We start from the raw sequence: 25,343 nt of genomic DNA, 5'->3' as shown, positions 1-25,343 counted from the left end.
TTTCTAAACCTCCTTATATTTGTATATTTGGAGCATAAACTATTGAACTATGGCTAAAATAAATCTTAACGTCAATAACCAAACCTACAAGTTTGAAGCAGAAGAAGACATGCCTCTTCTTTGGGCTATTCGTGATTTCGTAGGGCTAAAAGGCACTAAATACGGCTGCGGAATCGCCCAGTGTGGGGCCTGCACCGTTCATTTAGATGGGGTGGCTATCAGAAGCTGCCAGATGCCGGTGGGTAATATCTCAAAAAAGCAAAAGATAACAACCGTTGAAGGTCTGGGTACACCAGAAACACTTTCTGCTGTGCAGGAGGCCTGGATAGAAGAACAGGTACCGCAATGCGGCTATTGCCAGAGTGGACAGATCATGTCTGCCGTGGCTCTTTTGAAAGATAATCCTTCACCTACTGATGAAGACATTGATGCTTATATGAACGGTAATCTTTGCCGTTGTGGAACCTATGACCGTATCAGAAAGGCTATTCACAGAGCCGCGGGTGAGTCCGCCAAGGATGATATTGGAAAACGTTAATTCAAACCCTAAAGAAAGAAATGATGAAGAATGTAAATACTCGAAGAGACTTTATAAAATTGTCTTCACTCGGAGGGCTTGGTTTGGTGCTGGGTGTGAATCAACTGGGCCATGCGGCCGGAGTGAAAAAACTCACTGTTGCTGCTGCTGAGCTGGAGATTAATCCCTTCGTAATTATTGGTACTGACGGAATCGTAACCTTGGTGAATAGCCGCCCGGATATGGGGCAGGGTAGTACTCAGGCTGTTCCTTCACTTATTGCGGAAGAGCTGGAAATAGATTTGAAAGATATTAACCTGATTCAGTCTGATGGCCGTCGCAAATATGGTTCACAGCAGTCAGGAGGTAGCAGTACTGTCCGTGGACTTTGGACAAACCTCAGAAAAGCGGGAGCCTCAGCCAAGGAAATGTTGATCGAAGCCGCGGCCAATCAATGGGGTGTAAGTACCGATCAATGCTATGCCGAAAATGGCAAAGTCATTCTCAAAGGTCAAAACAAGAGTTTGGGCTATGGCGAATTGGCTGAAGCGGCTTCCAAACTTCCTGTGCCCGAGAATCCAAAACTCAAAGATCCGGCTGACTTCAGGTACTTGATGAAATTCAATAAGCGTCTTGATGTGCCTGATCGTGTAACGGGTAAAGCAGTCTTCGGGATAGATGTGGAGGTGCCTGGTATGCTGTATGCTTCGGTCATTCACCCACCATCAGTTCAGGGTAAATTGATCAGTTTTGATGATTCTGCTGCCCGCAAGGTCATTGGAGTTAAAGAGGTTTTGAAAACCAAAAGTTATTATCCGGGGGGAGATACCGAAGCTTTGGCCGTTGTGGCAGATAACTATTGGAGTGCTCAAAAAGCAGCCAAACTCCTTGATATCAAATGGGATGACGGTGACTTGAAGAAGACGCTCAATACAGACAAATACGTGAGCGATATGTATGAGGCTGCCAAGGGCGAAGGAATCAACTCTGAAGAAGATGGAGATTTCAATGCTTTTTATGCCGCTTCTGAAAATAAATTAGAGGGCATTTATGAGACGCCTTTCTTATCGCATTCTGCCATTGAGCCTGTTAATGCTACGGCTCATGTTAAAGAAGACGGAACAGTCGACGTTTGGGCACCGATTCAGGGGCCAGATGGAGCTTTAAGTGAAACAGCCGGGTTATTAGGCATTTCTCCTGATAAAGTGAAAATCCATCCGCAATTACTTGGCGGTTCTTTTGGTAGAAAAGCCTTCATGAACTTTATGAAAGAGGCTGTTGACCTTTCCCGCCAAATGAAGGCACCGGTTAAGGTTATTTGGTCGCGGGAAGAAGATATGTCGCAGGGTCCATACAGACCGGCCATGTTGAGTAAAATGCAGGGTGTTATTGGTCGTGGAAATTCTCTGGCTGCGTTGAGTCATCATGCAGTTGGTGAGTCAATCATGGGTCAGCACTGGGGCGGGTTAATGCCGTATCAGGCCGATGGCTGGATAGGAGGTGAGCTTAGCAAAGACAATCACAAATACAATTTCCCGGTACATAAACTCACTTACAGTCGGGTGAAAACGCAGATTCCAATTCTCTGGTGGCGTTCTGTTTATGCCTCAAATTTCGGCTGGGGGCAGGAGTGTTTCATCGATGAGATGGCTCACAAAGCTGGAAAGGATCCGATTGCGGCACGCAAAGAGCTATTGAAAAACTCGCCGAGAGATTTAAAGGTCATTGCAAAACTTGAGGAGGTTCTTGAAAAGCAGGGAGCTTTGCCTGATGGACACGTTCGTGGTATTGCGATGTTCCGTTCGTTTGAGACCATGAGTGCTGCCGCGGTTCAATTGACCAAAACAGATGAAGGTTTAAAAGTGGTCAAAGTTACGTCAATCGTCGATTGCGGTATGCATGTAAACCCTGATCACGTAAAAGCTCAGACAGAGGGAAATATCGTTATGGGACTTTCGGCGGCAGTTAAAGGAGGAATTACATTCTCAAACGGTAAATGTGATCAGCAGAATTTCCATAATTACCAATTCATGCGTTTTGCAGAAATGCCTGAAGTTGATATTCATATTGTTGAGAATATGGAACATCCGGGTGGGGTAGGAGAGCCGGGCTTGCCGCCAATTGCCCCGGCATTGGGCAACGCTATTTTCAATCTTACCGGTAAGCGATTGAGAAAACTACCCATAGATTTGGCAAGCGTTTAAAAATTGAGAAATTGTAGAATATCGTGGCATGACGAACCTCAAAAGAACAGGAGTCGTGCCACGATTTTTTTTAAGAAAAAGGAAACCTACATCTCATTTAGTAATAAAACTCACCATCCTTTTTAAGACAACAGTCATTTTCCCTTTTCTTTGCAAAAGGAAATAAACCGATAACATCAAATGTCTGACATCAAACAAATGTCAGGGTGTTATTAACTAAATACAAAGTCAAAAATGTCAAAAGTACTCATTATTGGAGCCGGTGGCGTAGGAACAGTGGTCGCTCATAAATGTGCCATTAATTCCGAAGTTTTCAGCAGTATTTTGCTGGCTTCAAGAACAAAATCAAAATGTGACAAAATAGCCGCAGACATCAAAGAGATGCACGGCGTAGATATTCAAACCGCCGGTGTAGATGCGGATAATGTTCCTGAACTGGTAACCCTAATCAAATCTTTCGGTCCGAAAATGGTGATCAATGTGGCTCTTCCGTATCAGGACTTGACCATCATGGATGCTTGCCTGGAGACCGGGGTTCATTATTTGGACACGGCGAACTACGAGCCAAAAGATGTGGCTAAATTTGAGTACAGCTGGCAGTGGGCGTATCAGGATCGGTTCAAAGAAGCAGGTTTAATGGCCTTGCTAGGTTGTGGATTTGACCCGGGTGTAACTCAGGTTTTCACTTCTTATGCCAATAAGCATTACTTTGATGAAATGCATTACCTGGATATCATAGATTGCAATGCAGGTGATCATGGAAAGGCTTTCGCTACTAATTTTAACCCGGAAATCAACATTCGTGAGATAACTCAACCGGGTCGTTTCTGGGAGAATGGCGAGTGGAAAGAAATTCCTGCAATGAGCATTCATAAGCCGATTGACTATCCGAATATCGGTGAGAGAGAATCTTATGTGCTGTACCATGAGGAGCTGGAATCTTTGGTGAAAAACTTCCCGACCCTGAAAAGAGCACGTTTCTGGATGACGTTCGGGCAGGCTTATATTACTCACCTTCAGGTGCTTCAAAATGTTGGAATGACCAGCATTGAGCCCATCAAGTTTCAGGGAATGGACGTAGTGCCTCTCGAGTTTTTGAAGGCTGTTCTTCCACCGCCGGATTCATTGGGAGAAAATTACACAGGTCAGACCTCTATCGGTTGTCAGATCAAAGGAATTAAAGATGGTAAAGAACAGACCTACTATGTATGGAACAACTGCAGCCACTCTGAAGCCTATAAAGAAGTTCGCTCCCAGGCGGTGTCTTACACCACTGGTGTGCCAGCCATGATCGGAGCGATGCTGATGCTAACGAATGAGGAGTGGATGAAGCCCGGAGTTTATAACTGCGAAGAGTTAAACCCTGATCCATTTATGGAAAAGCTTAATACGCATGGTTTACCTTGGAACGAGCAGATTGGTGGAGCTCTGCCACATGAGTATTGAGATTAATGAATTAACATAAGATGTGAAAAGGCACCTTATAAGGGTGCCTTTTTTATGGGAAAAACAAAAAAAGGTCGCTCAGTAAGCGACCTTTTTCGGATCAAAAAGCGAATTGAATGTAACTATCCTATTGAAAGATTCAATTAGTTATTTTTTACAATTTGTATCGGAATACAAATTGGTTTAATACAGCTGGAACAAGTCGCAGGTGGTGTAACGGTAACCTCAAGGCTGCAGAGGCTTACTTCGTCCTGGATGGTAATGTTAAAAGAACCATCTGCAATATTGAAAGGCCCTATGACCGGAGAGGGGCCACCGAATGATAAGCCTGTGTCGGAGATGCCGGTTCCCGTAATACTGTATGTATTGGCAATAGCACCAACGGGGTTGACATTAAAGCTGAAAATATCGTCAGTGTCATTATTTGCCGTTCCGTTATTATTGCAAAGGGCGATAATATTAGCGGAAACCACTGCCGGATTAACGATAACGCTGAATGTTTCGGTGACTACACAACCACTTTCATAAGTAGCGATGAGAGTGAAAATCCCATTATTTGCCTGGGTGGCATTGGCAATGACCAGATTGGTGTCAGTGCTTGTTGTACCATTGGGCCTTATCCATAGATAACTCACGATTGTTCCCCCCACTGTACCCGAGGTTAATTCTATAGTATCTCCGCTGCATACCTGAGAGGTACCTGAAATAGTCAGGTCGAACTCAATACCGCCCTCAAGAATGAAAGGACAGCATAAGCCTGATTCACAACCCGTGCTACCATTTATGTCAACCGTATATTCGCCTGGAGTGCTTGCAAAATAGCTGTAGCTAGTTGCACCGGGTATAGGGTTGCCATCCAGATTCCACTGGTATGAGGAATAGCTTGAGTCAATGACAAGAACTACGGAATCACCAAAACAAATACTAAATGGCACGCTGGAGCAGGAGGTACTGTAATCGTCTTCTGATTTAATACCATTTGCGGGAGTTGAGTCAAGGTCAGTTTGGTCAGCGGCTATCACTTCAGCTGAATTTGAAATAACACCAGATCCCTGAACAATAACTGAAATTTCCAGAGTAACAGTGTCGGTGGTATTGATGGCTGCGGAGTCAATTGACCAGATACCCAAGACCGGGTCAAATGTAGTGCCTGAAGGTGCCGAGTGACTGGTATAAGCCGCTTTGTCATCGAAGTAATTTTGAACCATAACGCCTGTAGCAGGGTATGCGGGAGTCTCGTTGACAAGTGTTAAACTAAAGGTAAGTGTATCTCCAATTTCGGCGAGAGATACATTAACAGACTGACTTAAACTTAAATCAATTTGGCATGGATTAGGATCACAAGGGTCGTTGGGGTCACTTTCACCAGAGTCTATCTGACCATTTAAGTTTGCATCCTCTGCACCATCTGAAAGTCCGTCCGAATCTGTATCATAAAGATTCGGGTCTGTAGTTGTAAGAGGGTCTGCATCAGGAACAAAAATTCCCGGGTCGGTATACTTGGTTCCGTTGGTAAGACCAATTTCAGTTCCGTCCTGAATACCATCAAGGTCAGAATCGGCCAGGTTAGGGTCTGTACTGGCAGAAAGAGGGGCCACTCCATTAACCTCCTGATAATCCGTGAGTCCATCGTCGTCGGTATCCCCATCAAATGGATTTAAAGTACGTATTTGTTTCTTCCAGATCGGTCAATAAGTCATTATCGTCATCAGGGTCGCAGCTGTCAGGAATACCATCACCGTCGTTGTCAAAATTATCGTTACCTGCACAATTATCCATACAGTCATAGATTCCATCACCATCGCTGTCTATTCGGGTAAAACCATAATAAACATTGACATTGCTCAGTAATGAAAGAGTTGCAAAAACCGTGATTCTTACTTCATCAAATGACTGAGAGCTTTTGAAAGCCAAGGTTTGGATGTTAGAACCTGGAAGCACCGACGCATTGACGAGTAACGAACCTCCTGAATAGGTTTCACGTATTGTGCCTCCCAGGTAAGTAGAGATCTGAATATTTGAGAGAGCGGCCAGATCCAGTAGCCCTGAGGCCGGAGCCAGAGCAAAACCCGCTTCGGTTCCGGCTGCGTTTGTTGTGCCTGTATTTACAGCAATGGATCCACTTGCTCCAATTCCGACAGTTTGAGTTATTGTTGCAAAATCGGTAGTGTCATTTGAAACTACGTTTGCGGAATTACTTACCGAGCAGCCGATACAAATTCCGCTTATTCCGGTTCGGGAGGCTGAGATAGAAGCCCCGTCTGAAACTGTTATTGGATTGATACAATCTATGGGGCAACTTAAAGGTTCTTCGAAAAAGTTATAAACCCTAAATCCTGAAAGTAAAGACAGTGTACTGCTAACTATAATTTGTATTTCGTCATAATCGCTGGAGGCTGTAAAGCCAATTCTGTGCAAATCGGCATTATTATCCAGAACGCCTAAGGAAATCAAGTCTGTTCCGGTAGTGGCCGAGTGCACTAAAACATCTTCATTGTACAGGTTGATGGTAATTGCGTCAATGATATCTGCAGATAAGATACCACCAACAGGCTGAATTATTACACCGACTCTGTTACCAGCCGGGTATGTAAAAACAGAGTCTTTAATGGAAAGTGCTGAACCACCTCCTAAAAGCGATACTCCGAGTTGCATATCGGCATAGTTCGTAAGATCTCCATCAATAGCGTTTCCGGCACTCGAAACACCTCCAAGAAGGTTGATGCCGGCAGTACGGGCCTGGTTAACAAATGTACCGGCTCCGACGATCGGGTCAGAGCATAGGCCGTTAGTTTCAATAGTCTGGGCGTTTGCCATATGGCCAAAAAATAGGGCAGCCATAAAAAGAACAGGCAATAGTGTTTTCATAGTATTTTATTTTTTTCAAACACTATTTCAAAGCCAATACCATCAGTAAGTTATGATGTCTTTTGTGAACATATTGAAAATAAAAATGTACGATTTTGAATGTTTTCTTTTGACCATAAGTCTCAACTTTTGAGAGCCTTTTTCTTTTGGCGTTAATTCTTATTTACGTATATTCGTTTCCAGACACAGCTATTAAAAAAATAACTGTAATTCATACACTTAAAACTTAAATTGGTCATGAGAGAACTCAATTTGATCACAAAAACACCATCTGATCTTTGGTGTGACTTTTTGCATTCTTTTGAGGTTGAAAAGGAAAAGCCTTCGCATTTCAAACTCAAGGATAAGTTTGGCACGGGTTGGATGAGTTTTGAAAGAGTTGGTTTTGATTTGAAGCACCTCTTTGCGGAGTTCAGTTTTAATGAAAAAACCAGATTTGTTTTTGACCCAGGTAACGAAGAAGAACGGTATCTTACCATTATTTTCTGCAGGTCAAATGGGCATGGCACAATCCATTTCGGTATAGAAGATCAACTCACTTTTAAAGATTGGGAAGAGAATAAGCCGGAGAATGATGAAGGAGAAGGTGTAATTCACTACGTTACAACCAAACTGAACGAGATCCCGGAATTTACTATCGTCGAAGGAGAGGATTGTCGTCTTGATTTTATTTTTCTCAATAAAAAATGGCTTGCGGAAATCTTGCCGGATAAATTTTTTGAAACTTTTAATATCCCTTTCGTTTTCAAAAGCCGGTTATCTCATCTGATTATATCAGGTAGCCATATAGATATCAATGAATTATTTGAAATTCTGAAAGAATTCCATGAATCGGAGATTAAAGGTGCCAAAAGACTTGAAAAATTAGGTGAGCTCTACACTTTTTTAAGTGGCTTTTTTGAAACAATTCATTGTCTGAGGTTTGATCCAAACTCGAGAGGTAAGGTTATGCCTGAGAGAGATTTGGAAACTATACTCGGCTTGGAAAAGCATCTTAGAAATAATGTCGAGGGAGAGACTCCTGATTTGGTCTCACTTTCTGAGAAATTTGGCATGAGCAAGACAAAACTGTGTAATACCTTCAAAGATTTCTATGGTGCGAGTATCATCAGCTATTACAACATCATTAAACTGGATCATGCCAAGAAAGTTTTAATATCGAAGCCCGATTCTGTCTCAGATATCGCTCACAGGCTATCTTTTTCTAATCAAAGCTATTTTAACCGTTGGTTCAAAAAGTTAAGTGGTGTCTCTCCGGGAGAATTCAGACGCGGGAAAAGAACGGAGAGAGTTTCGATCTAAAGAATCAATCAGTATTTATTACGATATAATTGAGTACGAACCATAACAGAAGCCGAAAGGATAGCTAAAAACTCATGAAGGGTTTAAAAGATGAAAGAGTACCTTTGATAGGTACTCTTTTATTTAGTGAACTGTTTAACGTTTTGTTCAGCAATGAAGGAAAGCAGGTAAGTTCGGAATTGTGATTGAATTTGTATAAAGCGTAATCGTTCGTTTCTGGCCCCTCAATTCTATACTAAAACTCAGTCTTGACACACTACCTGAACAATGAATTATCAGTGATGACCGAGATCTTGAAATAGGGCCGGAGCCCTATGAAAGCATAACTGCGGTTTGCTTAAGAGTTATAACTCATTACTTCGTTTTGACAATATTGAAAGGCATGCAGATGGTAGCCGTTGCCGCTACTTTTGCTTCGGTTGTCAAATGGCTTGCAGCTTGATTATTAGACTCTTTCGAGAATTCCACTTTGGTAATAGTCTTCTTTTTTTCTGTAGCCTGATTTGAAACTTTGTTTTTATCATCATCTGATGTAGAATCATCTGATTTTTCTGTTGACGAATATTTTTTAGTCAATTCCTTCACTGAATAGTTAAGATCCAGGTTCATCAAATGAGTAAATGCCGAATCCGGTTTTTCATTAAATGATGAAGAGAATAAATCTTGGTTCATACTTCCGACAAAAGAAGTACAAATAATCAGGGTGTATGTAAGGTAAGATCTCAAGGTGATTAATGCTTATTGTTATGGTAATGAGTGTTTCAATTTTTGTGCCAGCACAGTTGTTATACAGAAGATATAACATGTAAAAAGTGCTAATTAAGAATAAAATATCTATTTAACGGTATAGTGAAAAATATAATTTGCATTTACAATTCTTTAATACGTACATCGAATCTTTTTATTGAGGATACATGATGAATGTATTGAAAGGGTTAGGTAATAATTTTTTGGATAATTAATAATCAGACTAAAACCTTAGAACTGTAAGCGTTCTGGCACATTAGAAAAAGCTTTTTTGGGTGATAAATGCCGTGCCAAAATCACCAAAAGAGGGGAAAGAGTAACTGTTTTTTAATAAGATAGCCGTGGTTTGTTAGTCCAATTGCACGATTATATTTTTACTCCATTATGTTTCATTCTGGAAACAATGGACAGTGAAAAAGAAGTTTTCAGAAGACTGGTTTACTGCTTTTTCTTGTGATAACCGATTTTATTATGACTGAATTTTATAAATCTTAGGAGTTGTGCTTTAAAATAATAATTGGGATGTTGTGAACTTCCTTTGCTCGAATGAAGTGTCACAACTACAATAACTAAAAATTTAGTTAAAAGCTTTTTCCATTCAAATATTCCATTTAACTTGATCTTAGAATCATGCCGGCAACCTGTCTGATTCGTTGATTGAACACTATTCTGAAAATTTTGACAGGGGTTTTCTTTTTATTCTAACACATTTCACAAATGAAAAAGAAAATTCAAATGAGCCTTGACGATATCGTTTTCGAGCATCGCAATAAGGCCTACGGAGCCTATGCCATGAGGCAAGAATACAGGGCTAATCTTACCAAAGCCGCTGTTATTGGGTCCTTATCTATGATCACTGTTTTTCTAAGCAGTTTTGTGATAAATAAAATGAAACCCATTGAGCCCAAAACTGGTCACATCTACAAGATTGTTGAACTGGATAAAATAACGGAGTCATTACAGGATGTTGAGGATCCACCTGAAAAGGCTATCGTTGAAAAGCCCAAACAAGAAGTAGTCAAACAGGTTCAAAATCCGCCCCAAGTGACTCCTGTGCAAAATAATGAACCCGAAGATGACAAAGGAGTACCAACAGAAGAGGAACTGAAAATTTCTGCGATCGGAAATGAAACAATAGACGGTCCACCTGTGGAGGGCTCCTTTGCTAATCCTGGACCAATTGAAATTCCCGGTGATGTTATTGCACCGGAGCCTCCGGCACCGCCGGCTCTTAAAGTAGACGAGCCAATGGTGATTTCTGAGGTGATGCCTGAGTTTGAGGGCGGTATGTCTAAAATGTATAAGTGGTTAGGTAAAAACCTGAAATACCCTGATAACGCTAGCAGAAATGGAATAGAGGGTAGGGTTGTGGTTTCGTTCATCGTAGAGAAAAACGGCGGAATTTCGGATGTGAAGATTCTGAAAGGCATAGGTTTTGGCTGTGATGAAGAAGCTGAAAGGGTGGTAAAGGCAATGCCGAAGTGGAAAGCAGGTATACAAAATGGCAGGCCGGTCAGAGTTAAATACACATTACCGCTTACTTTTAAAATCAATTCCTGAAGTCTGACTGAATAAATTGACAGGTCTCTGCTCTTTTTGGGGGCAGAGACTTTATTTTTGTGCCGAATCCTACCATTGAGGTCACTTTAGGGCTGAAGATGGTTCAAAACGATTATAAAGAGCAGAAAATGTCAATAGACTACAGACAGATACCATCTCCATGTTATGTATTAGAAGAAAGCAGGCTAAAGCAAAACCTCAGTTTGCTGAAGTTCGTACAGGACGAAAGCGGAGCCAATATTATTTTGGCTCTGAAGGGCTTCTCCATGTATAAGATGTTTCCGTTGGTGAAAGAATACCTCAAAGGAGCTACAGCCAGTAGTCTGAATGAAGCAAGGCTGATTTTTGAGGAAATGGGTTGTCTGGCCCATACTTACGCTCCTGCTTACAAGCCAGAGGAGTTTGATGAGATGATGAGCTACAGTTCACAAATAACTTTCAATTCACTCTCTCAGTATGAGCAGTTTAAAAATCAGGTGAATCAATATGAACGCAAAATCTCAATGGGTCTTCGGATAAATCCACAATACGCCGAAGTAGAGACTGATATGTACAACCCTTGTATTGTTGGTAGTCGTCTTGGGATTACACGCGATGCTTTAGGTGATTCTCTGCCGGAGGGCATTGAGGGACTACATTTTCATACCATGTGCGAGAATGATAGCTACGTTTTGGAGCGTACACTGGTGCATGTCGAAGAGAAATTTGGTGATCTTCTGCATGAGGTGAAATGGCTGAATATGGGCGGAGGGCATCTGATGACACGGCAGGGCTATAACCTTGATCACGTCATTATGCAGATCAAACGCCTGAAAGAGAAATACAATATTGAGGTCATCATGGAGCCGGGCTCGGCTATCGCCTGGGAAACCGGAGTACTTGTTTCCAAAGTTCTTGATATCGTCGATGCACAGGGAGTTAATGTAGCTATTCTGGATGTCAGTTTCGCTGCTCACATGCCAGATACCCTTGAAATGCCTTACAAACCCAGAATTCAGGGAGCATATCAAACCGATATGCCGGGTAAACACAATTACCGCATGGGTGGAATGACATGTCTCGCCGGAGATTATATGGGAGACTATGCCTTTGATGAACCTTTGAAAATCGGAGACACACTCGTTTTTGAAGATATGATCCACTATACCATGGTAAAAACCACCACTTTCAATGGGGTCGGTTTACCTTCTATTGGCGTTTGGAGAGAAAATCGGAGCTTTGAGCTACACAAAAGCTTTGGTTATGAGGTTTTCAAGGAAAAACTTTAGTCAGTTCGTGTTTCTTTAGTCTTGCGTGAGTACTTTCACGGTGATGGTTTTCAACACAATTATTTAGAAGAAATCTTTTAAATAATAATCATCACGATGCGGAGCATCTTCAAACAAACTAAAACCAGGGGCTTTTTGGTCCTCATAATCTTACTATGTCCGATTCTCACTATTGGGCAAAATGAGAAAACCAACTTCTTCGTACCCGATACTGAGAATGGTAAGACATTCGGCCAGGTAGCCAATCGCCTGAATCAGGAGTTTGGCCTTCATTTCATTTTTGATGATGAGGCGGTAAAGAATACGATTGTCAAAGAAATTTTTCAAAAGAAACATTTCTTCGATCTCGTGGAGGATATGTTTCCGACTTACTCCAATCTTAGAGTGAATGCCACCACTTATCTTATTTTGGATAATTCGCTGCGGTCAAGGTTAATTGATGACATAGGCAACCCCCAAGTTTTCGTGATTCCCGAAAATTCGGAGCGTTTTTCGGGTCAATTGATGAACAGATCAGACTTTGGCCCCATTGCAGATGCTGTGGTGTACATTGCTGACGGTCAGAGAGGCACTACAACAGATGCCGCAGGAGGTTTTACCATCGCAATCAAATCTGATTATTCGTATGCTGAAATTCAACATCCCGGAGTGGCCAGACAGAGTATTGCTGTCATACGCCAGAAAGGAGGTACTTCTCAGAGAGTGACCATTGAGTTGGAAAACAGAAATAACTTTTTGGATGAACTCAAAGTCACAGCCAGAGCTATCGACGCTAATGTGAGCGATCACCGCTCAGGAATTGAGAAAATGAGTATTCAGACCATTCGACAGATTCCTACTTTTCTGGGTGAAATCGACCCCATCAGAAGCATTACTACTTTACCGGGTGTAACATCTTCCGGCGATTTAGGGGCCGGCTTTAATGTCAGAGGAGGCGAAACGAGTCAAAACCTCATATTGCAAGACGGAGGTATCATTTTTAACCCCAGTCATCTCTTTGGTTTTTTTTCTTCGTTTAATCCGGATGTTATCAGAAGTGTGGAACTGATCAAAGGCAACGGGCCGGCAGCATATGGTGGTAGGGTGGCTTCGGTTCTAAACTTACAGACCAGAAACGGCGACCTGAACGAATACAAAGCCAGTGGAGGATTAGGTTTGGTATCGAGTCGTTTAAGTCTGGAAGGGCCTTTGAAAAGAGGACGGTCTTCGCTGCTTTTGAGTGGTAGAAGTTCCTACTCAGACTGGCTTATTCAGAAGTATGATAATATTGAACTTCAAAACAGCTCATCAAAATTTAATGATCTCACCGGGAAGCTCTTTTTGAGTATTGGGGAGAAGGATGCCTTGAGTGTCACGGGCTATCGAAGTTATGACTCTTTCAGGTTCAATGCCTCTTCCACGTACTCATGGAGTACGGCAAATGTATCTGGTACTTACCATAAAGAATTCAACGAAAAACTCAACGCTGATTTGACTCTGGCGAGAAGTGATTATAAAAGCGGTGAGCTCAGTGATGATGAGCTTTTTGGCTTTGATTATAACAACCAGGTTATAGTACATTCGGCTAATTTTCAGCTCAATAATGATCTGTCTGAGAAAATTCTATGGTACGGTGGTCTTTCTGCTCATACATACGATTTAACACCAGGCACTTCTGTACCATTCGGCGAAAATAGCCGGTGGGTGCCTGCTTCCATTGATGTTCAAAAGGGGTTTGAGGCCGCTGCCTTTACAGAAGCCTCTATTGAACCTTCCCCAAGGATCGGGTTTGACATCGGACTGCGTTATGCTCATTTTAATCGCTTAGGGCCGGGTAATGTTTATACACTCGATTACGCTGATCGGGATGGCAGGTTGCCTTCAGTTTCAGAAACAAAAGTCTATTCCCGCAATGAGCTTATCAGTACTTCGGGTGGTTTTGAACCCCGGTTTTCACTTCGCTATAAGTTCGCAGAAAGCTCTTCAGTGAAATTGGGCTACAGCAGAACCCAGCAATTTATTCAGCAGGTTTCACCCACGATTAGTCCTTCTCCCATAGATTATTGGGTACTGAGCAGTAATAATTTAAAAGCACAGCGAAGCAATCAATTTTCCTTTGGTTTTTTTAATAATCTGGCTGATAATAAGATTGAAACATCAGTAGAGGCATTCTATAATAAAACATTTAACGCTCTTGACTATCTGGAGGGTGTTGATCTCAAACTCAATCCAACCTATGAACAGGGTTTGGCTCAGGGACTTGGTAAGGCTTATGGGGTGGAGTTATATGTCAAAAAAAGGGGAGGGGCGGTGAATGGATGGGTTTCTTACACATGGTCACGTAGCTGGCGAATTTTCAAGTCTGAGTTTGAAGGTCAGGCTATCAATAATGGCAATCGCTACCCATCGACTTTTGATCAGCCTCATCAGCTTTCAGTCGTCAGTAATTTTGAGCTCGGAGGAAGGTCATCTTTATCAGGAAACATTACCTATAACAGTGGAAGGCCCATCACCATTCCGATATCAAAATACTCCTACGGCGGTATTTTGTCGGTAAACAATTACTCAGAAAGAAACTCCTATCGTACGCCAGACTATCTGAGAGTAGATTTGTCGCTAACCATAAAAGGAAAACACCTGGAAGATCAGCTCTTTTCAGGTGATTTGATCTTTTCTATTTTCAATGTTCTCGGTCGTAAAAATGCCTATGCCATATGGTTTGACAATACCGGTCAGGCCTTTAAAACATCGGTTCTGGGAGCGGCATTTCCTTCGGTTACATATAATTTCTCAATCAATTAGTCATGCGGAAAATCTCTTTCATTTTGACGCTGACGATCTTTTTGTCTTGCAATGAGAAGTATGATTTCAATGTATTGAATCAAAAAAAAGGCATTGTCATAGAAGCTCAGATAAGTAATGTTTCATTCACGGAGTCTCTTTCTGTGCCCTCTGATGGGCGTTACTTTTCAGTGTTACTCCGGGAAACTAACGATGTTGACAATATTAGAGATTCTAAAATCTCCGATGCCAAAGTTACTTTGAAAGATGACGATGGGCATTCCTGGAGTTACGAAGAAGATGTTTCAAATCCCGGTTTATATCTTTTGAACTATCAAGAATTTAAGGCACAACCCCTTATTTCATATCAATTACAAGTTCAGTTAAGTACAGGGCAGCAGTTTGAGTCTGATTGGGAAAAAATACCGCAAGAAGAGAACGCATTGGGTGAAATCAGCATCAATGAAGTCCGTACAAAGGTTTATGCCTATCAGGCCGAAGAGAGGGTTATCATTGATGAGGATGGCATTGATGTCTACATCGATATTCCTGAAAATAAAAAGGGAAATACCCGTCATCTGTTATGGAGTTTTGAGCCCATGTGGACCTACGCCGCGGCTCTGGCTGAAGAAGGAGCTGAAGGCAAACATTGCTGGGTGACAAGCCCCAATTATTTAAAAGACACTGAGATTTTAGAGGATAGAACCGGAGGATACGCGAAAAAGCTCTTTAATCTTAAAACCACAAGAAATGAACGGGTTTATGATTATTTCACCGTACTCATTCATCAGCATGTCGTGAGTTCTGAGTTTTATTATTTCTGGAAAGACTTGAACGAACAGCGGGAGAAAGGTGGTCTTTTTGATCAGCCACCTTTCGGGCTGACTACTAATTTTAAGGCCGTCAATAATGACTGGAGCACCAATGGGTACTTTTCAGTTACTAAGGAGAAAATGACCCGCTGGGAGTTGGATAGGTCAAAATTGTCTTACCCCATTGAAGACGATCTCCTGCATTTTTGCGAACTGTATTATGAGCCTGATCCTGAAGGTCTTGACTCCTGTAAGGATTGCAGAGTTTACCCCAGAGGCACTTCTTTAAACTATCCACCCGAATGGTGGCTTAAAAAGTACAAGGACCCCCGATGAGGGGATTGAACTAATAACCTGAACTATTTCTGAGAAACCATTGAAATTTATTAACTACATCGCATTCACTTTATTGTTGACCGGTTGCCAGTCAAAATATGACTTCAATGTCATCAATATGAAAAGAGGTTTGGTGATTGAAAGTTTTATCAGTAATCAGTCATACAATGAAACGCTGGCTATTCCCTCAGAAGGCCGATACTTTACCGTCAAATTGGGAGAAACCAGTAATGTCAATAACGTTGCTGATAAAAAAGTTACGGGGGCTAGTGTTTATTTGAAAGATGAGACTGGACAAACCTTTACATATACCGAGAATCATGAAGCTCCGGGTCAATACCAACTGCTGGAGCCCGATTTCAAGGCCAAACCTCAAATGAAATATCAGTTGAACGTTGACCTGAAAGAAGGACAACATTTTGAGTCTTCCTGGGAGTCTGTGCCTGAGGCTCAGAACAAGCTTGGTGATTTTTCAATTAAGGAGGTCAGCCCTCTTCAATATGTCTACGAATCCGGTGACAGAGTGATCAAAAACGTTGAGGGTATTACCTTGAATTTGGGAGTTCCCGAACATGCCGGCCAGCAGCCGGTCTATTATAAATGGAATTTTGAGCCTTTGTGGATATACAGGGCTGAGCTGGCTGAAACGGTGCGTTCCACACGCGTGATGTGCTGGGTGAGAAGTGCCTTTTATCAACATCATACGGTTTTGAGAAGTGATGCCGGAGGTGGGTATGATCAGGAACTCTTCTTTTTACAAACTCAGGGTAATGACCGCCTCTACCGGTATTTCTCGAGTATCGTGAATCAGGATATCATTTCAGAGGGCTATTATAATTTCTGGAAAGAACTAAAGGAGCAGGATGAAAGGGGAGGACTTTTTGATCAACCTCCTTTCGGCCTGAATACCAACTTTACAACCACTAACAGTGATTGGACAGTCAATGGTTACTTTGCAGTGGTGTCACGCAAATCCACCCGCTGGACTTTTGACCCTGACGTTCTGAGTTATGCCATAAAAAATAACCTGAAAGAGCTTTGTCTTTTGCTTGACAATGAACCGGGTGGGAAATCAGGTCAATGTTATTATTGCGACATGTACAATATGGGAGAGGCTACCACACAATCGCCACTCTGGTGGCCATAAAGACCATAAAATCAGAAAAAAGGTAGTGCTTGCCGGTAAAAGCAAAATAAGGCTATTTTTGTTTTTCAACCTTTTCCTATTTCTATGAGAAAGCTTTTTTTAATGGCACTGATAAGCCTGAGTCTTAAATCCTTTTCGCAACAAACCGTCAATGATGTCATCGCAAAAATTAAATCAGAAGTTACGGTAGACTGGGCTTCACAAACAGTAGATAACGTTAAGGCTGGAAATCCTGAAACGGAAGTGACGGGAATCGCCACTACTTTTATGGCGACCATGGAGGTACTCAAAAAAGCCCATGCGAAAGGATTGAATTTTGTGATCACCCATGAGCCCACCTTCTATTCGCATACTGATAATCTGGAAACACATGCTGGTGACCCGGTTCAGGAAGAAAAGCTGAAATATATTAAAGATAATAATATGGTGGTTTGGCGTTTTCATGACCATATTCATGCCACCAAACCAGATCAGATTTACGAAGGAGTGATTGGCCGCTTTGGCTGGGAGAAATACCATAATGGTGATCGGACTTATACCATTCCTGAAATGACGCTTTCTGAAATTGTAAATGACATTGAAAGTCGGTTTGGTGCTAAAACAATGCGTATTGTTGGCGATCCTGAAGCAAAATTCTCAAAAGTGGGTATGGTACTGGGTGCTGCCGGTTCGGGTGCACATTTCAGAATGTTAGGCAATCCTGATTGTGAGTTGCTCATTGTCGGGGAAAGTAATGAATGGGAGACGGTGCCCTATGTTCAGGATGCTATAGAGCTTGGGCATAATAAAGCCCTTATCGTAATGGGGCATGCCGACTCTGAAGAATTGGGCATGGAGTATTGTGCTGAATGGCTCAAGGGTTTTTACCCAAATATGAAAATTGAATTTATTGAGGCTAAAAATCCATACTGGCGAAGCAAATAAATCTGCATGAAAAGATCACTACTGGCCTTTCTATTTATAGGTCTTTCCTTATCCGCACGAGCCCAGCTCGATATTCACTTTCCAGTAGAGCGGAGTGTATTTCAGAGAGATTTGAATAATCAGGGCAAAATCTACATTTCTGCTGCTATAAGTCAGAGAGTTGATAGTGTGCAGGCCAGACTAATTGAATATACCGGTAGTGAAGAATCGGCGGTATTGCCCTGGCAAAATATTGATAATCAGTCGGCAAAGGGCTATGTTTTGTCATCGTTGACCATCAAGGGAGGCTGGTATCGATTAGAGTTACGGGCTTTCAGCAATGGCGATGTGGTTTTTGAAAATCAGGTCAATAAGGTTGGGGTCGGTGAGGTTTTTGTGATTTCCGGTCAATCGAATGCTCAGGGAGTTCCTAATTATGGTGGCACAGGCAGCAAAGATGATCGGGTGAATTGTGCTGATTTTCACAATAACACTGACTCCTACGATCCACAGCTGCCATTGCAGTTTTCTCATCTTGATGATAATTCAAATATTGGTCCTAACGGCCTCACACCATGGATTTGGGGTGAAATCGGGGATAGTTTGGTGAATCGTTTAGGTGTGCCCGTTATGTTTTTTAATTCAGCCGAAACGGGTACGCTGAGTTATAACTGGTGGCAGGCCAGTAGAAATGAATTTACACTGAGTGCCATCTTTCAAAACTTTTTTAAGCTGGGCTTTCCTTACCATAACCTGAAAATAAGTTTACAGCAGTATGCATCACTTTTTGGTGTCAGAGCCGTTTTATGGCATCAGGGCGAGACAGATACCTCTCCCGGGGTCCCTCGGGAAGATGAGATTTTTGGGTATTACAAGGAGATTATTGAGAATACCCGAAATGATTATGGCAAAAATGTGGCCTGGATGTTCTCAAAGGTATCGTACAGTGGAGGTTTTCTTTCAGATGCCGTGATCAATGCCCAAACGCGAATTATCAATGAGCCGGGGTTCAATATTTTTGAGGGACCTTTCACGGATAACCTTCAAATTCCAAGACCGGATGGCGTTCATTTTCAAAATACCGCTCAGGTAAGAGGGCTTGGGTTATTGGCGGATGCCTGGTTAGGCAAGCTTACCGAAAGTTTTTTTGAGCAGTGTCAACCCATTTTAGAAGATCCTCTTGTGGAGTTTGAGATCTTTTGTGAAAACAATAACTCCGCAAAATTGAAAATACCGGAAGGTTATTCGGCATATCGCTGGAACGACGGCCAGACAGCTCAGGAACGAGTATTTTCTAATGGTCAATGGAATGCTGCATTGAGGACTGAGGGCGACAATTTGAAATTCAGTAACTCGGTAAATATTGAAGCTATTCGTTTTAATGCTCCGGCGGCTCCCACAGTTGAGAAAACACTTCTTTGTCCTGATGAAAGTGACGTGCTGACTGCCGATCTCAATTATCAGAATTTTGTATGGAATACAGAGGATTCAACTTCTCAAATCGAGGTTTCTGAACGTGGTCAATATAGTTTCCTGGCCGAGAATAGTATCGGATGCCAGTATCAGTCTCCTGTTCTGACCATTGAAAAACAAGAAAAGCCTGATTTTGTAACAAATATGGCTGTTGAAGCAAATGGCGGGGTTCATACCTCAGATACGGCTTTTGTGGTTTGTGCAGGCATCGGTTTGAACCTTAAAGCTTTGGGCGACTGGAACGCCGTAGTTTGGTCAGATAGCTCTGTCTTTGAGGAAAGAAGCCTCACCAACTCTCAAAACCTTACTTATATTGGATCCTATGGTGAAGGGTGTTTTTCTCAATCATCTCCAGAAATCAGTTTTACAGTAATAGAAAACCCGCCATCGCCCACTATTTCTGTTTTGGGCTTATCAGGGATTCAGATCCTAGATAAATCGGCTGATACAGAGATTTTATGGTTCAGAGATGAAGAGCTGGTGGACTCGGAAACGGAAGTATTGAAAGTTTCAGAGCCCGGCACTTTTAGGTATACCGCCAGAGAAATTCGTCGAATTTCAGAGGATCTTACCTGTTCTTCAGAATTGTCAAATAGTTTGTCTTTTTCGGTAAGTGAAACTGACTTTGACAAAGTCTTTGTTTACCCTAATCCTGCCTCTGAAATAATCTATCTTGAAAGTTACGAGTCACACCAAAATTTTAAAGCCGACCTTTTTGATGCGGCCGGGAAGCATGTCCTCAGTCTACCGCAGCTTTCCGTTTGGAAAACCCGAGTACAGATACCAGTTCAGGGCCTTGCCCCGGGAAAATACAATTTGTTACTTCAGTCCGGAGATTTTGTGATTCGGAAGAAGGTGATGGTGCGGTAATGTAATTTCAATGATCAGGGATCAAAAAACTGAAATTTGAATATTGTTTATTTAAAGTTTCTCTCCCTCCTTCAGCAACTCAGGAAACTTCTCTTTAAAACGGTTTAATCTCGGTACCGATACTGACCTTACGTAAGGCTGGTTTGGGTTCAGTTTTTCGTAATTCTGGTGGTAGTCTTCTGCCGGCCAAAATTTCTCAAACTTTTTAATTTCAGTAACCACGGGTTTTGAGTAGTTCTTTTGAACAGCCTCCTTGGCCGCCTCAGCAATTGCCTTTTCTTTATCGTTCTCATAGAAAATAATCGAACGATAGGGCTCGCCAAAGTCAGGTCGCTGTCCGTAGGTAGTAGGGTCTTGCGAACCGTAAAAGACATCAACCAAAGTTTTAAAACTGACCACGGTAGGGTCATAATAAACCGCCACAGTTTCAGCATGCCCCGTGGTTTTACGACCCACCTGTTCGTAAGTGGGATTGTTTTTAAACCCTCCACTATAGCCTGAAACCACTTCTTTAACGCCTTTGACACTCTCGTAAATGGCTTCTACGCACCAGAAGCAGCCGCTGGCAAAATAAGCGGTTTCTAGTTTCGCCAATTCATCGGCAGATGGGGCCTCATAGGCAGAGTTTTGTTGGTTACCGCCCTCACAATCTCTAAGTTGAAAGAAGGCCAGAAGAGGTAGTAGACTTGCCAAAAGTAAGTTTTTCATCGTTTAATTTTTAGTTCTTCGAGAGAAAGTCGAGTCAATTAAATAACGCCAAGTTTCTCCGAAGAATGATTTTCGTATTCTTTACTATCAATAATTTCAATAAGCCGCTCACAAAAGTCTGCGATATCCTTAAAACCCAAATAAAGCGGAGTTAGTGCGATTCGGATGATATCCGGCGGTCGGTGATCAGTGATAAATGTTTTTTCGGATGTACGAGGATGTATCAATGAAAGATTTATTCGGTAGGCTTCCGAGTGATGAAGAGCAATATGAGAACCTCGAAATTCTGGATTAGAGGAAGATGAAATTGAAAAATTTCTTCCTTTCAGAAAATTCTGAAAATATAGTAAAAAATATTCAAAAAGCTCTTTTGACTCCTCCCATAATTGGGCTGAACTGGCTTTCAGATGTAAATCAAGTCCGGGTTCAATTGCCTTCAGGGATATCACCGAAGGAGTGCCGATGGCAAACTGCCAGGCGTTTTCCTTTCTTTTGAAAGATAAACCAAACTCAAAAGGGTTTTGATGAGAAAACCAGCCCTGGATCGGGTTTCGCAGTTGTTTTTGAAGCTCTTTACGAACAAATAGAAAAGCAGGTGCCCCCGGGCCACCATTGAGATATTTATAAGTACATCCAACAGCCAAATCAACACCGGAAGCTTTTACATCAATGGGCACGGCACCAATGGAATGACTGAAGTCCCAAAGGTTGATAGCTCCAAAGGCTTTAGCTTTTTGATTTATTTCAGCCATCTGATAACGCCTGGCTGATTGAAAGCTGACATGACTGAAGGTGACTAAAGCGGTTTCTGAGTTGATATGATTCAGAATATTTTCTTCAACCTTGTCTTCGTTTTTTTGCTCCAGAATATTCAGGATTTTAGCCTGAAAGTGGTTTTTAGTCAGGCCTTGAAGCACGTAAATATCAGATGGAAAATTCAGGTTGTCGGTAAGTATTTCTTTTCGGTTTTGCTGCAGAGCAATAGCTGCAAAAGCAAGTTTATACAGATTTACGGAAACAGAATCGGTCACAATCACCTCTCCGGGCTCGGCATTGATCAGCGTGGCTATTTTATGGGATATCCTTGCCCAGCTTTCAAGCCAATCCTCATTCCAGCTTCTGATGAGTCGATTCTGCCATTCTTCTTCAGTTGTTTTTTTAACAACTTCTAAAGATTTGATTAGTGGAGGGCCAAGGGAATTGCCATCCAAATAGATGGTCTGATCAGGAATTTCAAAGTGATCTTTATATCGCCCCGGACCGTCGGATAAACGGTCTTTTTGCAGGGCTATTTCTCTCAAATTCATTTACCAAGTTTTTGTTTGACCTTATCATAGAATGATTCTACCCACAGCTTGTACATTTCACCTGAGGGATGAAGCCCATCCCCGGCCACCAAAGAAGGCTTTTGGTCAGCTTCTCTTGAAATCGGAGAAATATCGTAAAAATCGATTTGATATTTTTCGCAGATTCTTTTCTGTGCTGCATTGAATTCATCGATCTCCCTGCCAATTTTATCCGGGTTTCTGTTTATGGCAAAAGGGGTTACACCATAATCAGGGATGGAAACCACGAAAACTCTTTCCTTTTTACCATTCGCAAAATCGATGGCTCTTTTGAGTAAGGCCTCAAACTCACTTGCAAATTCAGTGGACGATCTTCCGCGGTATTGATTGTTTACGCCAATAAGTAGTGAAACCAAGTCAAATTCACCCATAGGATTGGCCTGATTGATTCCCCGATCCAGTTCATCCGTAGTCCATCCTGTACGGGCAATGATTTGTGGTTGACCCATGTCAAAACCATCAGCTTGAAGTTTAGTTGATAATTGAACGGGCCATCTTTTTTCCTCAGCTACACTCTCGCCTATGGTATAGGAATCGCCCAGAGCCAAATACCTGAGGGAAGAACCCAAAGCTGAAGAAGATGGAGCTGTTTTTTTCTGACAGGCTACCACAAATACTGAAATGATGAGAAATAGATACTTCATTTGATAATTTGGAAGGCTGATTAAGGCTCAATATACGTTCATTCATTGGAAACAGATGAACGGCTTGATTTGATTCCAAGTCATTGCAATTATCTTTTTTGATCTTCAAAACAGATTGGTTTACTATTCTTTTCTTTCAGAAGATGTGTATTCTTCTTACTTTCAAACGAACAATAAAATCGTAAGAATGAAAAAAATGATTATTGCCCTTCTGGTGGCATTGAGTTATCAGGTTTCGGCTCAGGAGTTTGCTGAGGTAGACCAAAGTGTCATGGATTTAGCCTATTATCCGAATGGAGCTCATCGGGCAGGTTTCTCTAAAACGGCGGACGAAAAAGCAGCTTTAATGCCGAGAATTAAAGTGATTTACTCTCGTCCTTTAATGAAAGGTCGTAAGATTTTTGGCGAATTAGTGAAGTATGATCAGGACTGGAGATTCGGTGCAAATGAATCTACTGAAATTACTTTTTACACGAATGTAAAAGTAGGAGAGACGGTTTTAGCTCCTGGTCGTTACACTTTATACTGTACGCCTTCAGAAAATCAATGGACCCTTCATGTGCATCCAAGATTAGATGGATGGGGTAATTATGGGTATGACACCTCAAAGACGCTTGCTTCGGTTTCAGCTCCTACCGCAAAATCAGAGAAGACACTTGAGGCTTTTTCTATTATTTTTTATGAGGGCTCTCCGGGAGTTGCTCATCTGAAAGCCGGTTGGGAAAATACGGTTGTCGAGTTTCCTATTGAGATACTTTAAAAAGGAAATATTGATAATTGAAAAAGCCCCGATTTCGGGGCTTTTTCAGTTTAATTTCTTCCACTACCACGGCTCGATCCAACGGAAGAGCTGCTTCCCCGTGATGAACCGCCACTTCTGTCTGAGCTGCTGCTTCCACGACTGTCAGAGTCATTTGATCTGGTACTACTCGGCTGTCGCTGTCTTTCCTTACCGCTGTCTCTGTTAGAAGGTGTTTCAGTCCGGGTTCTTGTGTCTCGTTGAGTTCGGCTTGGGCTGGTTTCCCGGCTTGAAGGCGTTTGCCTTCTGATATTATCAGATTGCTGAGTTCTGTCTCTACGCTCCACCATTTCAGCCTTGTTTCTCACGTCCTGATTTCTTTGAGTAAATGATTGCTGAGGATTTTTTGAGGTATAATCATTCCGTTGAATATTGTTTTGCAATTGTGAAGCCGTGCTGCTTCTCCTTTGCTCGGCAATGATATAATTTACTCTGTTATCGCGGTACTGATGGATGTGAGTGATATAATTATTGATGGTAAATGGTCTCCATGGCGAGAAATAGGAGGGATAATAGTTGTAATAATACGGCGATCTCCAAATCATGTAGCCGGAGTTCCAGAATGTATCATAAAATAGTGGAGTGTAATAATAGGATGGCTGAATGATGTAACCCGGCCCATAGAAATAAGGGTGACCAATGATCTGAACATAAGCTCTTTGATTCCTGTCACGGTCTACATCAATGGTGGCGACATCCTGAAATAGGTCCTGACCAATGGCTGCTTGGATGGTTACCACATGAGTATACCCCTGAGTTGACTCCATTACCCTCAGATAGTCCACAAAACCATCTCCATTAAGATCAAGGTTAGAAATTCGGTTTTCGGGGTCGTTTAGCTTACGTTCAAACTCCCTTAAATCCCTTGAGCGGCCAAATAAATCACCGACCGCTTTAAGATCAAGATTATCGGAAATATCATAACTACTAGGCTCAACGACAACAGTTCTTTGAGTTCGGCAGGCTAGTGAAAGGCTTAATAGAATCAGGAAGCTCCAATATGTTGTTTTCATACTAACGTCGTTTTGTTCAAACAAATTAGTGTAGATTGAGCTCAATAAGTATGACGGAGGTCAGATTCTTTGATACTAACTTCTGATTACACTACAACAGCAAACTCATGAAAAAGAACGTAGAATTGCAACCAATTTCCTTCCAAAGTCTCAGGGAAACTGACCAGAGTTTTCTCAAACAAAGTTTGGAGGCTACCCAAAAATCTTATGCTCCATATTCCGAATTTTATGTAGGCTGTGCGGTGCAATTAGAAAGTGGAGAGGTAGTTCTCGGTGCTAATCAGGAGAATTCCTCTTTTCCCTCCGGTCTCTGTGCTGAGCGGGTTGCCCTTTTTCAATGTGCCAAAGATTTGTCAGATAGGGTTATTCGAATAGCGGTCTGTGCCAAGTCAGAGAAGTATGAAGTACCGGTCCCGCTTGTGCCCTGTGCCGGTTGTCTGCAGGTAATTTCAGATATCCGGAATCGTCAAAAAAGTCCTATTGAAGTCTGGATGTGGGATTTGACAGATCAGGTTTTTGTGGCATCTGATGTTAACCAGTTTTTGCCTTTTCATTTTGAACTTAAGGAAGTGAAATAATAAAGGGTCTCGATTGAGACCCTTTATTTACAATAAGATGAC

General features: G+C 42.0%; 20 protein-coding genes. 13 read left to right on the top strand and 7 right to left on the bottom strand.

Going from position 1 to position 25,343, the window contains the following annotated elements; genetic code table 11:
• Positions 1 to 49 precede the first annotated feature (49 nt).
• The 3 genes from AFM12_RS05370 to AFM12_RS05360 all read left to right on the top strand — a co-directional run bounded on the left by AFM12_RS05370 (position 50) and on the right by AFM12_RS05360 (position 4,167).
• Positions 50 to 538 (top strand): (2Fe-2S)-binding protein, encoded by a 489-nt coding sequence (locus AFM12_RS05370; protein WP_055144692.1) that lies wholly within the window; start codon positions 50 to 52, stop codon positions 536 to 538.
• Positions 539 to 558: 20 nt separating this feature from the next.
• On the top strand, positions 559 to 2,721 hold the full coding sequence (locus AFM12_RS05365; protein WP_229308462.1) for a xanthine dehydrogenase family protein molybdopterin-binding subunit: 2,163 nt from the start codon (positions 559 to 561) through the stop codon (positions 2,719 to 2,721).
• 234 nt (positions 2,722 to 2,955) lie between these two features.
• Positions 2,956 to 4,167, top strand: a complete 1,212-nt coding sequence (locus AFM12_RS05360) for a saccharopine dehydrogenase family protein (protein ID WP_055144689.1) — start codon at positions 2,956 to 2,958, stop codon at positions 4,165 to 4,167.
• Between the two features lie 143 nt (positions 4,168 to 4,310).
• Here AFM12_RS05360 and AFM12_RS05355 read toward each other — a convergent pair whose 3' ends face one another.
• Positions 4,311 to 5,765 (bottom strand): DUF11 domain-containing protein, encoded by a 1,455-nt coding sequence (locus tag AFM12_RS05355; RefSeq protein ID WP_055144687.1) that lies wholly within the window; start codon positions 5,763 to 5,765, stop codon positions 4,311 to 4,313.
• A gap of 49 nt (positions 5,766 to 5,814) precedes the next feature.
• On the bottom strand, positions 5,815 to 7,035 hold the full coding sequence (locus tag AFM12_RS05350; protein ID WP_055144684.1) for a hypothetical protein: 1,221 nt from the start codon (positions 7,033 to 7,035) through the stop codon (positions 5,815 to 5,817).
• Between the two features lie 237 nt (positions 7,036 to 7,272).
• Between AFM12_RS05350 and AFM12_RS05345 the strand changes: the two genes are divergently transcribed.
• Entirely contained in the window at positions 7,273 to 8,337 is a 1,065-nt protein-coding gene (locus tag AFM12_RS05345; protein WP_055144681.1) for a helix-turn-helix domain-containing protein, read from the top strand.
• A 354-nt stretch (positions 8,338 to 8,691) separates the two neighbouring features.
• On the opposite strand, the gene AFM12_RS05340 is transcribed toward AFM12_RS05345, so the two are convergent.
• Positions 8,692 to 9,009, bottom strand: a complete 318-nt coding sequence (locus AFM12_RS05340) for a hypothetical protein (RefSeq protein WP_055144679.1) — start codon at positions 9,007 to 9,009, stop codon at positions 8,692 to 8,694.
• A gap of 792 nt (positions 9,010 to 9,801) precedes the next feature.
• Here AFM12_RS05340 and AFM12_RS05335 point away from each other — a divergent pair.
• From AFM12_RS05335 to AFM12_RS05305, 7 genes are all read left to right on the top strand, one after another.
• A complete protein-coding gene (locus AFM12_RS05335) occupies positions 9,802 to 10,644 on the top strand; it encodes an energy transducer TonB (protein ID WP_055144676.1) in 843 nt (280 codons plus the stop codon).
• A 128-nt stretch (positions 10,645 to 10,772) separates the two neighbouring features.
• Entirely contained in the window at positions 10,773 to 11,912 is a 1,140-nt protein-coding gene (gene nspC, locus AFM12_RS05330) for a carboxynorspermidine decarboxylase (RefSeq protein ID WP_055145184.1), read from the top strand.
• 135 nt (positions 11,913 to 12,047) lie between these two features.
• A complete protein-coding gene (locus tag AFM12_RS05325) occupies positions 12,048 to 14,693 on the top strand; it encodes a TonB-dependent receptor (protein WP_157687292.1) in 2,646 nt (881 codons plus the stop codon).
• A gap of 2 nt (positions 14,694 to 14,695) precedes the next feature.
• On the top strand, positions 14,696 to 15,820 hold the full coding sequence (locus AFM12_RS05320; RefSeq protein ID WP_055144671.1) for a DUF4249 family protein: 1,125 nt from the start codon (positions 14,696 to 14,698) through the stop codon (positions 15,818 to 15,820).
• 40 nt (positions 15,821 to 15,860) lie between these two features.
• Positions 15,861 to 16,967 (top strand): DUF4249 family protein, encoded by a 1,107-nt coding sequence (locus tag AFM12_RS05315; RefSeq protein ID WP_157687290.1) that lies wholly within the window; start codon positions 15,861 to 15,863, stop codon positions 16,965 to 16,967.
• Between the two features lie 84 nt (positions 16,968 to 17,051).
• Entirely contained in the window at positions 17,052 to 17,891 is an 840-nt protein-coding gene (locus AFM12_RS05310; RefSeq protein ID WP_055144665.1) for a Nif3-like dinuclear metal center hexameric protein, read from the top strand.
• A 6-nt stretch (positions 17,892 to 17,897) separates the two neighbouring features.
• Complete coding sequence (locus tag AFM12_RS05305; RefSeq protein WP_055144662.1) at positions 17,898 to 20,213, top strand: T9SS type A sorting domain-containing protein; 2,316 nt, start codon at positions 17,898 to 17,900, stop codon at positions 20,211 to 20,213.
• A 51-nt stretch (positions 20,214 to 20,264) separates the two neighbouring features.
• Here the strand turns inward: AFM12_RS05305 and msrA are convergent, their stop codons facing one another.
• The 3 genes from msrA to AFM12_RS05290 are packed head-to-tail and all read right to left on the bottom strand — an operon-like array spanning position 20,265 to position 22,911.
• On the bottom strand, positions 20,265 to 20,921 hold the full coding sequence (gene msrA, locus AFM12_RS05300) for a peptide-methionine (S)-S-oxide reductase MsrA (RefSeq protein ID WP_055144659.1): 657 nt from the start codon (positions 20,919 to 20,921) through the stop codon (positions 20,265 to 20,267).
• Between the two features lie 38 nt (positions 20,922 to 20,959).
• Positions 20,960 to 22,228 (bottom strand): kynureninase, encoded by a 1,269-nt coding sequence (locus tag AFM12_RS05295; RefSeq protein WP_055144656.1) that lies wholly within the window; start codon positions 22,226 to 22,228, stop codon positions 20,960 to 20,962.
• Positions 22,225 to 22,911 (bottom strand): SGNH/GDSL hydrolase family protein, encoded by a 687-nt coding sequence (locus tag AFM12_RS05290; protein WP_082391199.1) that lies wholly within the window; start codon positions 22,909 to 22,911, stop codon positions 22,225 to 22,227. Before AFM12_RS05290 ends, AFM12_RS05295 begins: the two co-directional genes overlap by 4 nt.
• 187 nt (positions 22,912 to 23,098) lie before the next feature.
• Between AFM12_RS05290 and AFM12_RS05285 the strand changes: the two genes are divergently transcribed.
• The gene (locus AFM12_RS05285; RefSeq protein ID WP_055145178.1) at positions 23,099 to 23,671 is read left to right on the top strand and encodes a DUF2911 domain-containing protein; all 573 of its coding nucleotides are present in this window, start codon (positions 23,099 to 23,101) and stop codon (positions 23,669 to 23,671) included.
• Between the two features lie 50 nt (positions 23,672 to 23,721).
• Here the strand turns inward: AFM12_RS05285 and AFM12_RS05280 are convergent, their stop codons facing one another.
• Positions 23,722 to 24,723, bottom strand: a complete 1,002-nt coding sequence (locus AFM12_RS05280) for a hypothetical protein (protein ID WP_055144653.1) — start codon at positions 24,721 to 24,723, stop codon at positions 23,722 to 23,724.
• A gap of 107 nt (positions 24,724 to 24,830) precedes the next feature.
• On the opposite strand from AFM12_RS05280, the gene AFM12_RS05275 reads away from it, so the two are divergent.
• Positions 24,831 to 25,301 (top strand): cytidine deaminase, encoded by a 471-nt coding sequence (locus AFM12_RS05275; RefSeq protein ID WP_055144650.1) that lies wholly within the window; start codon positions 24,831 to 24,833, stop codon positions 25,299 to 25,301.
• Positions 25,302 to 25,343: the final 42 nt, after the last annotated feature.

It is taken from the genome of Jiulongibacter sediminis (assembly GCF_001306455.1).
GTDB classification, from domain to species: Bacteria; Bacteroidota; Bacteroidia; order Cytophagales; family Spirosomataceae; genus Jiulongibacter; species Jiulongibacter sediminis.
This window is presented reverse-complemented; position numbering and strand designations above follow the sequence as displayed.

Excerpts from the sequence above, each read along its gene's own strand:
- AFM12_RS05370 (WP_055144692.1), top strand. The coding sequence starts at position 50 with ATGGCTAAAATAAATCTTAACGTCAATAACCAAACCTACAAGTTTGAA.
- AFM12_RS05365 (WP_229308462.1), top strand. The coding sequence starts at position 559 with ATGATGAAGAATGTAAATACTCGAAGAGACTTTATAAAATTGTCTTCA.
- AFM12_RS05360 (WP_055144689.1), top strand. The coding sequence starts at position 2,956 with ATGTCAAAAGTACTCATTATTGGAGCCGGTGGCGTAGGAACAGTGGTC.
- AFM12_RS05350 (WP_055144684.1), bottom strand. The coding sequence starts at position 7,035 with ATGAAAACACTATTGCCTGTTCTTTTTATGGCTGCCCTATTTTTTGGC.
- AFM12_RS05345 (WP_055144681.1), top strand. The coding sequence starts at position 7,273 with ATGAGAGAACTCAATTTGATCACAAAAACACCATCTGATCTTTGGTGT.
- AFM12_RS05340 (WP_055144679.1), bottom strand. The coding sequence starts at position 9,009 with ATGAACCAAGATTTATTCTCTTCATCATTTAATGAAAAACCGGATTCG.
- AFM12_RS05335 (WP_055144676.1), top strand. The coding sequence starts at position 9,802 with ATGAAAAAGAAAATTCAAATGAGCCTTGACGATATCGTTTTCGAGCAT.
- nspC (WP_055145184.1), top strand. The coding sequence starts at position 10,773 with ATGTCAATAGACTACAGACAGATACCATCTCCATGTTATGTATTAGAA.
- AFM12_RS05320 (WP_055144671.1), top strand. The coding sequence starts at position 14,696 with ATGCGGAAAATCTCTTTCATTTTGACGCTGACGATCTTTTTGTCTTGC.
- AFM12_RS05310 (WP_055144665.1), top strand. The coding sequence starts at position 17,052 with ATGAGAAAGCTTTTTTTAATGGCACTGATAAGCCTGAGTCTTAAATCC.
- AFM12_RS05305 (WP_055144662.1), top strand. The coding sequence starts at position 17,898 with ATGAAAAGATCACTACTGGCCTTTCTATTTATAGGTCTTTCCTTATCC.
- msrA (WP_055144659.1), bottom strand. The coding sequence starts at position 20,921 with ATGAAAAACTTACTTTTGGCAAGTCTACTACCTCTTCTGGCCTTCTTT.
- AFM12_RS05295 (WP_055144656.1), bottom strand. The coding sequence starts at position 22,228 with ATGAATTTGAGAGAAATAGCCCTGCAAAAAGACCGTTTATCCGACGGT.
- AFM12_RS05290 (WP_082391199.1), bottom strand. The coding sequence starts at position 22,911 with ATGAAGTATCTATTTCTCATCATTTCAGTATTTGTGGTAGCCTGTCAG.
- AFM12_RS05285 (WP_055145178.1), top strand. The coding sequence starts at position 23,099 with ATGAAAAAAATGATTATTGCCCTTCTGGTGGCATTGAGTTATCAGGTT.
- AFM12_RS05280 (WP_055144653.1), bottom strand. The coding sequence starts at position 24,723 with ATGAAAACAACATATTGGAGCTTCCTGATTCTATTAAGCCTTTCACTA.
- AFM12_RS05275 (WP_055144650.1), top strand. The coding sequence starts at position 24,831 with ATGAAAAAGAACGTAGAATTGCAACCAATTTCCTTCCAAAGTCTCAGG.